This is a genomic window from Treponema parvum (genome assembly GCF_017893965.1).
GTDB classification, from domain to species: domain Bacteria; phylum Spirochaetota; class Spirochaetia; order Treponematales; family Treponemataceae; genus Treponema_D; species Treponema_D parvum.
Genome location: NZ_CP054142.1, coordinates 2134487 through 2147554 on the forward strand (window position 1 = coordinate 2134487; position 13068 = coordinate 2147554).

At 41.1% G+C, this 13068-nt stretch carries 14 protein-coding genes; 3 read left to right on the plus strand and 11 right to left on the minus strand.

Going from position 1 to position 13068, the window contains the following annotated elements:
- Positions 1-14: 14 nt before the first annotated feature.
- Together folE2 and HRQ91_RS09410 are read right to left on the minus strand one after the other, a co-directional pair.
- Positions 15-824 (minus strand): GTP cyclohydrolase FolE2, encoded by an 810-nt coding sequence (gene folE2 / locus HRQ91_RS09405; protein WP_246473208.1) that lies wholly within the window; start codon positions 822-824, stop codon positions 15-17.
- A 29-nt stretch (positions 825-853) separates the two neighbouring features.
- Positions 854-1807 carry a bifunctional 5,10-methylenetetrahydrofolate dehydrogenase/5,10-methenyltetrahydrofolate cyclohydrolase gene (locus tag HRQ91_RS09410; protein WP_210119304.1) on the minus strand — a complete coding sequence of 318 codons (954 nt, stop codon included), beginning with the start codon at positions 1805-1807 and terminating at the stop codon, positions 854-856.
- Between the two features lie 208 nt (positions 1808-2015).
- Here HRQ91_RS09410 and HRQ91_RS09415 point away from each other — a divergent pair, with 208 nt between their 5' ends.
- Both HRQ91_RS09415 and HRQ91_RS09420 read left to right on the plus strand, forming a co-directional pair.
- A complete protein-coding gene (locus HRQ91_RS09415; RefSeq protein ID WP_210119305.1) occupies positions 2016-2612 on the plus strand; it encodes a TP0733 family outer membrane beta-barrel protein in 597 nt (198 codons plus the stop codon).
- Positions 2613-2633: 21 nt separating this feature from the next.
- The gene (locus HRQ91_RS09420; protein WP_210119306.1) at positions 2634-3707 is read left to right on the plus strand and encodes a hypothetical protein; all 1074 of its coding nucleotides are present in this window, start codon (positions 2634-2636) and stop codon (positions 3705-3707) included.
- Positions 3708-3788: 81 nt separating this feature from the next.
- Here the strand turns inward: HRQ91_RS09420 and HRQ91_RS09425 are convergent, their stop codons facing one another.
- Positions 3789-4577 (minus strand): hypothetical protein, encoded by a 789-nt coding sequence (locus tag HRQ91_RS09425; RefSeq protein WP_210119307.1) that lies wholly within the window; start codon positions 4575-4577, stop codon positions 3789-3791.
- 61 nt (positions 4578-4638) lie between these two features.
- On the opposite strand from HRQ91_RS09425, the gene HRQ91_RS09430 reads away from it, so the two are divergent.
- Complete coding sequence (locus tag HRQ91_RS09430) at positions 4639-5082, plus strand: MarR family winged helix-turn-helix transcriptional regulator (protein ID WP_246473209.1); 444 nt, start codon at positions 4639-4641, stop codon at positions 5080-5082.
- On the opposite strand, the gene iolC is transcribed toward HRQ91_RS09430, so the two are convergent.
- The 8 genes from iolC to HRQ91_RS09470 form a co-directional block, all read right to left on the minus strand.
- Positions 5079-6074: a 5-dehydro-2-deoxygluconokinase gene (iolC, locus tag HRQ91_RS09435; RefSeq protein WP_210119308.1), complete on the minus strand. Its 996-nt coding sequence runs from the start codon at positions 6072-6074 to the stop codon at positions 5079-5081. The genes HRQ91_RS09430 and iolC overlap by 4 nt on opposite strands.
- The gene (locus tag HRQ91_RS09440; RefSeq protein ID WP_210119309.1) at positions 6075-6890 is read right to left on the minus strand and encodes a class I fructose-bisphosphate aldolase; all 816 of its coding nucleotides are present in this window, start codon (positions 6888-6890) and stop codon (positions 6075-6077) included. It abuts the gene before it with no gap.
- Between the two features lie 22 nt (positions 6891-6912).
- Complete coding sequence (locus tag HRQ91_RS09445; protein ID WP_210119310.1) at positions 6913-8226, minus strand: TRAP transporter large permease; 1314 nt, start codon at positions 8224-8226, stop codon at positions 6913-6915.
- A 39-nt stretch (positions 8227-8265) separates the two neighbouring features.
- Complete coding sequence (locus HRQ91_RS09450; RefSeq protein ID WP_210119311.1) at positions 8266-8814, minus strand: TRAP transporter small permease; 549 nt, start codon at positions 8812-8814, stop codon at positions 8266-8268.
- A 78-nt stretch (positions 8815-8892) separates the two neighbouring features.
- The gene (locus HRQ91_RS09455; protein ID WP_210119312.1) at positions 8893-9930 is read right to left on the minus strand and encodes a TRAP transporter substrate-binding protein; all 1038 of its coding nucleotides are present in this window, start codon (positions 9928-9930) and stop codon (positions 8893-8895) included.
- A gap of 105 nt (positions 9931-10035) precedes the next feature.
- Positions 10036-10650 (minus strand): class II aldolase/adducin family protein, encoded by a 615-nt coding sequence (locus tag HRQ91_RS09460; RefSeq protein WP_210119313.1) that lies wholly within the window; start codon positions 10648-10650, stop codon positions 10036-10038.
- Positions 10650-11909 carry a four-carbon acid sugar kinase family protein gene (locus HRQ91_RS09465; protein WP_210119314.1) on the minus strand — a complete coding sequence of 420 codons (1260 nt, stop codon included), beginning with the start codon at positions 11907-11909 and terminating at the stop codon, positions 10650-10652. The genes HRQ91_RS09460 and HRQ91_RS09465 overlap by 1 nt, the downstream gene beginning before the upstream one ends.
- Positions 11910-12152: 243 nt before the next feature.
- Positions 12153-12953, minus strand: a complete 801-nt coding sequence (locus tag HRQ91_RS09470) for a DeoR/GlpR family DNA-binding transcription regulator (RefSeq protein ID WP_210119315.1) — start codon at positions 12951-12953, stop codon at positions 12153-12155.
- Positions 12954-13068 lie beyond the last annotated feature (115 nt).

A 13068-nucleotide genomic window follows, 5' to 3' on the forward strand; every position in this document is an offset into this window, starting at 1 on the left:
CGATTCTTTCAAGTTTAAAACGGATCGCAGCTTCCGTATTCGGCGCAGGCGTATGCGTTGTGAGCATGTATGCTCTCTTCATTTTCCGCTTCTACTCGAAACCAAGCGAAGGGCCTTTCCACGGGAAATTTCTTTAAAGCCAGATAGACTTCGCGCACGATATCTTCAACAAAGCGAGGGTTGTCGTAGGCTCTTTCTGTAACGAATTTTTCATCGGGGCGTTTAAGCAAAGAATATAGCGCGGACGAAGCGCATTGTTCAACGGCAAAAATCAAATCTTCGATCCAAAAAAAATCCGAATACAAAAGCTTTACGCGTACGTGTCCCCTCTGGTTGTGAGCTCCTCTGGCGCTGATCGCCTTGGAACACGGGCAAAGAGTTGTAACGGGAACGTCTACCGAAATAAAAAAATTATGGAAATCTTTGCCTGCTATGCCCTCGTAAGAACACTTATAGCACATTATTGCGCTCTCTTTTGTAACGGGTGCGTGTTTTTCAATAAAATAGGGAAAGGTAACTACGCCGTAAGCTCGCTCGGCTTCAAGTTTTTTTCTCATCTCCTCGAGCATTGAAAGAAAGTGGGTTAAGCTTAAGTCTTTATGGTACTTATGGAAAATTTCAATAAAACGGCTCATATGAGTGCCTTTAAAATGCTGAGGAAGATTTACATAAAGTTCCACGTCGGCAGTAGTGTGCTGAGTGTTTTTGCTTTTATCCAAAACCTGAATGGGATATTTTACGCCCTTTACCCCCACTTTTTGCAGCGGGATTTTACGAAAGTCGCTTTCATTTTGTATGTCCGGCATTGAATTTTTATTCGTCATATTATCCTTGTGCGCCGTTGCCGCCGTCTTTACAGGGTTTCAGGCGAGGCGGGCGGCGTTTTTTTTAAATCGGCGCCGGCCGCAGCGTTTTGAGCTGTTTCACGAGTGCCGACCGCAACATTTTGTGCCGCTTCAAGCGTGTTGGAAAGAAGCATCGCAATAGTCATGGGCCCTACTCCGCCGGGAACGGGAGTAATATACGAAGCGACTTCTTTTACCCGCTCAAAATCAACGTCTCCGGTAAGGCGAAAGCCTGATTTTTTAGAGCCGTCGGGAATTCTGTTGACTCCCACGTCTATTACGGCTGCGCCGCTTTTAACCATGTCCGCCGTTACCGTCAAAGGTTTTCCCGCCGCGGCAATCAGTATGTCCGCGCTGCGAGTAATTTCAGAAAGGTTTTTCGTTCCCGTATGGCAAATCGTTACCGTGCAATTATATTCTTTTTGCGTAAGTAAAACGGAAACGGGCTTCCCTACGATATTCGAGCGGCCTATAACTACGGCATGAGCTCCGTCGGTCTTAATACCGCTTTTTTTTAAAAGAACAAGAATTCCGTGCGGCGTACAAGGCAAAAAAGCCTTTTTCCCTATCATCATCTTGCCGACGTTCAAAGGATGAAAACCGTCGACGTCTTTTTCAGGTGAAATTTCAAGAAGAACTTTTTCTTCGCTTATATGAACAGGCAGCGGAAGCTGAACAAGAATGCCGTGAACGCTTTTTTCCTCGTTCAGCTTTTTTATAAGACGCAAAAGCTCGTGCTCGGGAACGTCCTCCTGAAGCCGAAAGGAAAGATCTTTCATTCCCGCTTCGACGAGCGCCTTCTTTTTCCCCGTAACATAAGAGACGCTTGCAGGATCCGAACCCACAAGGATGACCGCAAGACAGGGAATAATTCCTCTCTTCTTAAGTTCAAGAACTTTTTTACCGATATCCGCTCTGATATCCTCTGCAATTTTTTTTCCGTCTATAACAGTCGCGCTCATTATTTCTCCGTTGTGTAACCTGCCGAAAACATAAAGGTTTACAAGTTGATAAAAGGCTTAAAAAAATATAATATAAGCAAAATATACCCGATCTTTGTGAAAAATTCTATCCGCAGCTTTAAGGCGCGCATCTTCTATGACGCATAGAGTTCCGGCGGCGGAATGAGATCTTGAAGATCTTTAACTGAAAATAAAGGATACCTTAAGCATGAAACGATTTTTGTATTCGCTGCTGCTCATTTTTTTAAGCGCGTCGTTTATGTACGCGCAAAAGTCCGGCGACGAAGACGACGGCGGGGACTATTACGAACCGTCCTATGACTATAAAATGAACGGAAGCGGCGACCAATACATAAAAATCGCCCTTATGGGCGTTTTTCCGCAGAATTTCAGCGATAAATTGTCCACGGGCGGAGCGGCCGAGATAGGTTATCACAGATTTTTGACGGAGCTGTTTGCGCTGGGGTTTGACGTGCAGTTCGGATACAACCCGACGATAGGGAGCAATATGTTCACTTACGTGCCCATGACTTTTACCGGAACATTCCAGCCGTACTTCGGAAAATTTGAATTCCCGCTCACACTGGGTGTAGGCGCCGCGCTTGAAAGCTATCTCAACAGAAATTATTTTCCGGGTCTAATACTGAAGGCGCAGGCCGGAGCTTTTTACCGCGTAATGGAAAACTGGTCGTTCGGCATTGAATCCGAATATATTTACATGCCGCAATGGTACGTAGAGCACCCTGAATGGAACGATTACGGCCTTTTTCTTACGGTCGGTCTTATCGCCAGATACCACTTTTAACTATTCTTAAGGAAATTGAAGATGAAAAATAAGAACCTAGCCGTAATTGCGTTTTTTGTAACAGCGGTTGTTGTTTTTTTTACAGGTTGTCAGGACGAGATTTTTAATACGATTCGGGACGAAATAAAACTTGAAGATCTTACCGTAAGAGGGCATATAAATTCCATAGTTCGCTACACGACCGGCGGGGCGGAGTACATCTTCACCCAAAACGGGAACGTCTACTATAAAGATTCATCGATAGGCTACCACACCGATTGGACAAAGGACCCGACTTTAAAAGGCACCGCGGTAAAATTGGCGGCGGACGGCACATATATTTACGCACTTTTAGCAAAGTGGGCAAACGATGAGACTGAAGGCAAATGGGTAAGAGTCGGATCCTCCGTTGTTTGCAAAAACGGCATAAGCGGTGCATGGACTACCGTTCATGAAATAGACGGCAACACAACTGTCATCCTTTTTTGCACAAACGCCGCACAAAATGCAAACAGAAGGGCCTATGTGCGGATAGGAACTTCCGTCTATTCTCTTAACGGAACATCGGCTCCTTCTATTGTGGCGACGGGATCGACTAACGCATCTACAGTTCCTACAACAAGCACGCAGTCTGCTGTTTTTAACCCTTCCGACGGCAACACCTATTTTTTTAATTCGTCCGCATCCGTAACAAATGAAACTTCTACTTTAGCTGCAACCCATATGTACTATGCCGAAGGCGACCACATATATCACACGTCCACAGCTTCCGTTTTCTGGACGGGACTTGATGTGGGAAGCGCTACAATTTATTCCATGTCGTATACCGCCGACTACTTGGTTTTAGGAACCAGCAGGGGCTACCAAAGATGCGCCCTTTCTTCAAATGTGCCGACGGGAAGTATAAACAATGATTTTTCAAATGCATCGTCAACATTGTCCGCTTATTACGAAGTGTGGGCAATCCTTGCGGTAGATCCTTCGGCAACGGAAGCCGGAAATTCCATATATGCGGCATTGGACTATTCGGGAAGTTCATCTTCAACTTCTGCGGTTTTTAAAAATATAGGGCTTTGGGGCTACTATGCCAGCCGCGGAAAATGGAACAGAGAATAAAAACTAAAATCCGCCTGTTTAATTTGCCGGGGTTTCGTCGGGGCGGCGATAAAAGCGAAGATCGCGGCACACGGCGGGTTTTCAGTCCTTCCACGGAAAAATAAAAGAACGGAACCGGCGCGGCCCCAAGGTTTCTTTATCTTGAGCTATAAGTTCGTCCCACGGAATATTTTTGCGCTCCGACCTTGTTTTAAGTTCGGGATGCTGTTCAAGATAGTCGTACTTGTAAAGCCTCAATCGAAGAGCATTTGTTTGAGCCAAAAGTATGCCCGACGCAGAGGGAATAAGAAAAAACAAAAAAAACGAAAGCAAAAACAGCAAAAATGTATAAATTCCTATAAAGATCGAAAAAAAAGTGTTGTCGAAAAAGATCAAAAAACATTTTTTTAAGCATTTTTTAAAATCGTCGTGCATGGCGGCGCGCAAAGGAATAAACCATTGAAGCGAAAGAGCGCCTATAATTCCAAGCCAAAAAAGCATTGCGCCCAAAGCCAAACCCACAGGGTTTTTCATAGAAAGATAGCCGGGAATTCCTATAAAACAGGCAGAACAGAGAGTTCCGCACAAAACGCCGAACAAAAAACCGTCTTTAGCGCATTTGGGTATTGCGGAAAAAAAATCGCTTATAGGTATGGTTTCAAAACAGGCTATGCGGTAGGCATGTTCGGAATAAGCCGTCACAAGGATCGCCGCGCCGCCGCAGGCGACGATAAAGGCGGACATTCCGAGCGCGCTGTTTAGCGGAGCGACAAGGGTCAACACGAAAAACGCCAGAACCGCATATAAGATTATCACAAGGTTCACTATTATAAGCTGGCCCGCGTTGTCCCAGCCGTCGCAAAAATTCTTTTTTAAGTAAAATCCGTACATGCAAAAAGTATAACCGTTTTATATTTGTCATTCAAGAAAAAAACCAATATACTTTTTTCTTATGGAATATGATATTTCTTCAACGATTTCGTTGGTTTCACATATACACTCGGCAGCGGCGGACTTTTTACGCGTGAGGCTTAATCAGCACGGTCTGCCGAATTTGAGCTCGTCGCACGGATTTATACTGTTTTTGCTTTCTAAGGAAGAAAAACTTACCATGAGCCAAGTGGCAAAGCGCATAAACCGCGACAAGTCTACGGCAACAGCACTCGTTCAAAAACTTAAAAACAGCGGACTTGTGGAAACGCTTGCAAACAAAGACGACGGCCGAAGCAAATTTATAATGCTGACGGCGAAAGGAAGGGAATACAACAAAATTACGGCAAAGCTTTCAACGGAATTGATCGAAAAATTCTACAAGGATTTTACACAAGACGAGAGGCGCCAAGTCTACATCCTTTTGTCGCGGATATCGTCGCATTTTGAATCTAATTTACTTTAGGGATTTTGGATTATATAGTCATGTGTTGCTACATAATTTTGTACCGCTAACAGACTAGGCATCGCATCAGAACAACTGTGTCCGGTAATTGTAATAGATGAGGCTGCTGCCGCATATTTTAATGCCTCCTCTATTGTCAGATCATGTAATAATCCGTAATTAAATGCTGAAGAATACGCATCTCCTGCTCCAAAACTCTTCAACACTTCAGTCGGATAAATTCCTCCCGTATACTGTTCATTTTCCGTAAAAACCAGCGATCCTTTTTTTCCATTCTTTATGACAACAATTTTAACTCCCTTTTTAAGAAGCCATGCAGCGCTTTTGGGGCTTTCCTTATTTCCAATATGATATAAGCATTCCATCGCATCAAATTCATCACGAGTCCCTACAACTATGTCAGCCTTCTCGGAAGCCAAAGTAAGATATATGCTGGTTTCCTCCTGATTGTCCCATGTACCGGCCCTATAATCCAAATCTATAGCTACCATTGTTCCATTCCTATGGGCCATTTCCATTGCAAGAAAAACTGATTCTCTCGCAGGAGAATGTGAAAGAGATGTTCCGGAAATCAACAGTAATTTATGGCTTCCAATATAATTCTCATCCAACTCTGTGGGAAGAATATGGATATCTGCACAGTCATTCCGATACATAAAACAATTACATTGATCCTTCAAGATCTCTCCCATTGTTACGCCGGATAGAATACCTTGAGCGGCAACTGCAATGTGTGATGTATCAATTCCTTCTTTTGACAGAAAACGTACAATAAATCTTCCAAACTGATCATCAGAAACTTTTCCGATATATCCTACCTTCATGCCCAATCTCGCCATTGCAACAGATGTATTGGCCGGAGAACCCCCGACATATTTACTAAAGGTCTTCGCGTCTTCCATCGGCCCCACTTCATTGGCATAAAGATCGATGGTTGCACGGCCAAAGGCTACCACATCCTTCGGTTTTGTCCTATCAAAATTTATATACATCTATTTATCCTCTTCCTCTTCCAAATCCTTCAGCAGTTCCTTGGTCTCTTTAACGCTCAGTCCATTATGAATCAACTGGTTCAATGCTTTAACAAGCGCCGTTGTATGAGCATACTGAAAAACAAAACGTCCATAAGTAACTCCTACAGCCCCGGAGTCAATAACATCTCTCGTTTGCTGCAGAAATTCATCTACATTATTGCACTTTGCCCCCCCTGCAATTGCCACTCTTGTAGGAACTGCCGCTATTACTTTGGCAAAACTGTAAGGATCTCCTGTATAATTTGTTTTCACAAGATCTACTCCCAACTCTGCCGCAATTCTTGCTGCATAAATCACATTATCCACAGTGCACTGATCCTTTTTATCAATCCTATTTCCTCGCGGATATATATGGCTGATCAACGGCATCCCATATTTATGTGCTTCCTTGCTTATTTTAGCCAATTGATTTATCTGCTGATCCTGATTATCTCCTCCCACAATACATCCACAGGAAACTGCATCTGCTCCATAACACACAGCTTCTTCTACATCAGCAATTTGTACATCTTCTGTGAAATGATAAATCCCAAAAGTTGTAAGTTTAAGTACCAGTGGAACCTGTCCGGCATAAGGTGTAAAACATTTGTCCGCAATGCCTTTATTCATTGTAATCGCGTTGGGTCGACCGGCAATCATTTTAGACAATGTATCATCTATTGTATCCAATCCCGGGACAATGCCGCGTGCAATAGCATGATCCACAGTCAATCCGAAATATTTTCCATCTTTACCTGGGATTAATCTCTTTAACCTTATTTCTTTTCCAAGCATTTTTCTCTCCTAAAGTCTTATGTTAAGCAAACAACTGTACAAAGAAGTTAATGAATCCCGGACATGCTGTGGTGACAATGATAGCAACAAGCCCGACCAATATAAACGGTATGGCCTCTTTTACCGTTTTTCCAAAAGTTGCATTTGCAATTTTGGTTGAAACAAAAATACCAACCGCAAACGGCGGTGTTAAAAACCCAACGCACATGTTTACAATTAAAATTGTCCCAAAATGAAGCGGCGAAATTCCATACGTCTGAGCCACCGGCAAAAGCAAGGGAGTCATAATCAGTATTGTCGCATTAATATCCATAAAGGTTCCCATAAACAAAAACAGAATATTAATCATAACCAAAAAACCGACCTTACTGGAAATATTCGATGTTATTATATGCGATAAGAAATTCGAAATACCTACGACAGTCATCACCTTTCCTGCGACCTGTGAAAACGCGTTTAACAGCCCTATGACTGCAGTAGAGGCTCCTGCAATGGCGCACATTTTGAAAAATGTAATATTAATCTTCTTTTTTAAGATGAATTTAATTGCAATATAATAAATAATGCCATATACGCAGCTAACCGCGCCAGCTTCTGTGACCGTGCAAAACCCACCGTATATTGAACCGTAAATTATAATTGGCATCAATAATGCAGGAAATGCAAATACTGTAGTTTTCCCAATATCCTTCAGTCGAACCGAAAATGTAACATCAATTTTTTCAGGTTTCGTCTGAAGTCTTGCAATTCTGAAATAATTGACCAGACAATATCCAACTGCAAAAATAATTGCCGGTCCAATAGTAGCCATCCAAATTTCCGAAATCTTTGCTCCGGAAGCTAACGAATACATAATTCCGGGAACGGACGGCGGAATCAAAATACCCAAAAAGCAGGTAGCCGCTAAAAGAGCAGATACATATGCATTCGGATAATTTTCTTTTTTTAATTCAGGAACCATCATTTTACCGATAGCGCTAATAGTTGCCATCGCCGAGCCGGTCAGCACTCCAAAGGCCATACACGCAAAAATCGTAATAAGACCGGTAGCGCCTCTTACTCTTCCAACAAAAGACTTAATCCAGTTAATCAGCATTCTCGAAATGCCGCTGTATTCCATGATCACACCGGCAAAAATATAAAACGGAATTGCTAAAAATGAAAAGCTATCAATTCCTGAAAATGAAAACTGTGGAACAATAGTCACCTGAATGCCTGCATAAAGTAATACAAGCAGCGAAGATGTTCCTAATGCATATGAAACAGGCATTTTAAACAAGATCGCAATCAACATAAAAGAAATCAAAAAAATCAGTAATGCATTTAGTACAGACACTAACACTATTACACCCCCTGTCAACTATCTTCCTACAACTTATTTGTCTGAGGATTCCAGCTGCCTTTTTTTATCTTCCGAATCCGTAAACTCAACCAAAAACATATAAAAACAATGTAACGCAGCCATTACAGTGCCAATAAACACCGGGAGATATATCAGTCCCATTGGAATATGCATTGTCGGTGACGTCTGTACTGTGGAAAAAATTTTCATCATATAATCCCAGAATATTTTTGCAAAAATAAGCTGAAAAACAAAAGTTGAAATAATTCCTGCATATGTAATGAATTTCGTTCCACCAGTCCGTATAGGCTCTTTAGACTTATCAAACACTTGCTGTAATACGTCAATCTCCGTATGTTGTCCGTAATATACCGCATATGCTGATCCGATATACGTTAACCATATGAACAAGTATCTTGTAAGTTCTTCAGCCCATGGAACTGAAATAAAGAAAAAATATCTACACACAACCTCAATAAAAATGCACGCAACAAGAAATGCTGTAATTATTCCCAAGATGATGGTTTCAATTCCTATCATCCCATCATTAAGTTTTTTAGCAAACTTCATGAACAAAGACATTGCCCCTCCTTATTAAAAGAGGGTGATCTTCGCTTAAATTAAACCTCAGACCACCCATTGCTTCAAAACAGATAAGGATTATTTCGCCTTTTTGTAATCACCGCTGATAATAGGGTCCATGATATCGTGTCCATATTTGTCGACAGATTCATTCCAGATCTGTTTATATATATTCTGCAATTGTGCTTTCATATCATCAGAAGGCTGGTCAACGGTCCACTGTCCACTTTTTACACCATCATCCATTAACTTCTGTGTCTTATCATTAAAAAATTTCGTAAAATCATCGGATACTTCCTGTGCACACTTTTTAAAAATCTCCTTATCATAATCGCTCAATTTATTCCAGAATGGCTCCCCGGCGATAAAGCAACCTCCAGAATAGCAATAATTTAACTCCGTAATGTGTTTAATGACATCTGTTATACCCTGATTTGTATAATTAAAGACTGCGTTATCAAGACCGTCAACAGTACCTGTTTGCAATGCATTCAATACTTCAGAACCGGAAATCATCACAGGAAGAGCACCGCACTTTTCATAGAAGCTTACAACAGAGGCAACAGAAGGAGTTCGGATTTTCATTCCCTTTAAATCAGCCATTTCTGTTACAGAGCGCTTAATATTACCAACCTGGCGGAATCCATTACAATAAGAGGATATTCTTATCAGCTGATTTTGTGCCATAATATTTGCAACCTCATCGGCAATCCATCCGTAATCATATACTTTCCGTGCCTCTTCGTTATCGGCAACCAAACCAGGAAGCCATGCAAAGCCCAACTTCCCATCCAATACGCCATCCATTGTCATATCATCACTCATAAGAACATCCAGTGTCCCCATCTGAAGCATTTGAGCAGCATCTGCACCAGTGCCAAGAGAACCCGCCGCAATGACATTACCGACATATCGTCCATTTGTTTTTTCCTGAACCAATTTGGCAAACTTCTCTACAGATGGAGCGCGATCACCTGTAACATCTGCTGTCACAGTGAAAGTAACGGCATTAGCAGATGTAGCCGCACTTCCGGATTTTTTTTCGCATCCTACCAGACTTCCTACAATCATAGCCGCAGAAAGTGACAACACTCCAAGTTTACATACGTACTTCATAAAATCCTCCTATAGCTATTGTCAATTACGACAAATACTTTGGGGCTCGACGGCCCTCTTATTAACTGTGTGTAACCGTTATGCTCAAAATTGCATGCAGTTTGGTTATTTCTTTAACTTCGTTAAAATGCTATATAAAACAGCGATTTTAGCTGTTTCTTCAAGCAATTCCGCCTGATTAAAACACTCTTCCATTGTCTTTCCCATTACAAGTATTCCATGATTCTTCAAGAGAAATGTATCAATATCCTGAGATGCACTCTGAACTGTTCTGCAAACCGCTGAAGCCAACGCCTCGCTACCCGGTTTCTCCGCCGGAATAACAGGAACCCTTAGTATTTTCAGTTTTGCTGATTCCGTTAGCATAGGCATTTCCTGATCGGTCAACGACCATAAAGTCGCATAAGTCGGGTGTAAATGCATAACACAATTTACGCTTGGCCTTAATCTATAAACATTTAGATGAAAAAATGTTTCTTTTGAAGCCATTCCATCCGTTTTAACATGCAAAACTTCTCCTTCAGGATTCACCAAAGCGATATCGTCTGCTTTCACATCCCTTAACGAAACATTCCTTGAAGTGATAAGAATATTCTCCCCGCACCTCATGCTGACGTTTCCGCCTGCTGCACTCACAAGCTGTTTATAATATGCAAGTTTTGAAAACCGAATAATATCTTTGATCTGTCTCTCATATTTAATGTTATAAATTACACCCATCAATAGTAAACCTCGCAGCGGCACAGCATCTTTTCTATTGTATCTGCTTGTCCCATGCTGCCGCCTTTTAAAGAAAACTCTCTGCCCGCCAACATGCCATCAATAATCGTTCCCTGCGCAACACCCGCCTGCAAAGGGAGCCCCAATTTTAAATGGTTAGTATTCATTGCACTAAATATATTTTGAGAAGTCTCTCCTCCCACAACTACCAACCTATCAAAATTCTCTCTACACAATTCCTTAGATACGGCTGAAATTACTTCCATGATTTTTTTACTTGCCTTCAACTGATAAGAATACTTTTTTACATTTGGAACCACCATTACGTTCCCATAACTAAGCTGTTTCTTTGCTTTTAAAATCACTGCATCAATTACTGAATTCTCATCGCCATCTATACACTCATCAATATCGATTTCCGCAATCTGCAATCCCCTCTCGCTGCTTAAGGCTATCTGTTTCTTTGCAATTTCATAAGCAGATGCACAAAATCCAAGACACTTGATATTTCTTATTTCAAAATGATGTTTCTGCCATGAACCAAAAAAATATTGAGCGATGCCATCTGCAATCCCTAATGATCCTGTCCAGAATACTTTTTTATATACGGGATGAAGCGTCTTTATTATTTCTATTGTATCTTCCTTTGTAATGGCATCAAAAACAATGATCCTACATCCATTACTTATGTTTTTTTCTGTTTCCTGTGCAATTTTCCCTCTCTTTACGGCATCAATATCAACCAACCCGATTGGCATCCTGCTCTCTTGCCCTAAAATAGACGGAATATAGGATTCTGTAGGCGGCATAATCGGGTCATGTGCGTAGAGAGATTTAGTAAGGATTTCCCCCTCACAATACTGGTGCCCGTATAGAGTAAAAGTTCCTAAATCCGGCGCATTGTCAATCACAAAAACGACATATTCATCTGCCGCTTCCAGCAGCCCGCAAAGCTCCATTGAATCATTGCCGCGGAAACCTGTACCAATTTTTTTTAAAACAAAAGATTTATCTTGCACTCTTAATCTGCGGAATAATTCAAAATGGCGTAATCTTGCTTCTTCTTTTGTTATATTTCTTGATGAGAGATTAATCGAAAGAATCTCATTTTCTGATCTATCAAACTCCGTTATTCCTGAAATGCAGATTTTAACGGCTTTACCCCGTGCGGTAAAATAACTACACGAATCTGCCGCACCCGTTAAGTCATCTGTAATCTCTGTTAATTCCATATTTTTGTTCGATTCGTTTTTGTTCATATGTTTGATATGTGTTCTTTATCACCTATATACTAGTTCGCTTTTTAGCAATTGTCAACATAAACCAAATATGTTTCATCATTATTTGTATATCACAGTGCATTCGATGTTCGTATGAACATGGCAATATTTTAACTATTCCAACATGACTTAATGCATATAAACCGACAAAAAAAACAGTTCCTAAACATTTAGTCAGGAACTGTCATCCATTGAAATCCTTCGATTATGCAATACTAACATCTATGCAATCCGCACATCGATATTGTGATTTTCCAAGATCTTAATCCATTCAGGGGTTATCCCATTATCTGTAATAACCATATCAATTTCATCAAATTCCGAAAAATGATTTGCGGTAACAACGCCGAATTTACTCGAATCCAACAGCAGTATTCTCTGAGCGGCAGACTCAATAAAAGCTCTCTTATTACCCACACTGTGTGCGTTAATGCACGTTATTCCAAGAGACTCGTGTACTCCTGACGCTGAAAGGAAAGCCTTATTTGCACGCAAAGTACGAATAAATGTTTGAGATTGATCTGATGTAAAGGTCTGATCCGTTTTGTTATAATATCCCCCGGACATAACGAGTTCAATATTAGAGAATTTCAGAAGCCCTTCCATCAGAGCAAGATTGCTGCAAAGTACTGTGAACTCAATTTCATTTGGAAGAAATGAAGGGATTCTAGCGGTTGTTGTCCCATTATCCATAAATATCCAGTCATCCGGTCTAATTAGGGATGCAGCATACTTAGCAATCTTCTCCTTTTCCTTTAAGTGCTGGATACTCGCGTATCTCAAATCATACGGGAAGTCTTCTAGCGAATTCATCCGGTTATCTGATGTATTATTTAATGACGCGGCAAAGCCATGCATTCTACGCAATGCTCCGCTTTTTTGCAGAATATCAAGGTCTCTTCTTACTGTCATTTCAGAAACTCCTATAAGTTCTGAAAGCTCCTTGGTAGTTATTTTTTTTCTTTCATTTACAATCTGAATAACTCTTTCAAACCTTACTTCGCGATTTTCCAATTTACCCATAAAATGCCTTGATTTTCATTCACATTACAAGCAGCCACACAACAGCAGACGAAAGGGATCTGCACTTTTTTAGAACATAAAAATATCCGTATAAACGTAATTTTAACACATTCAC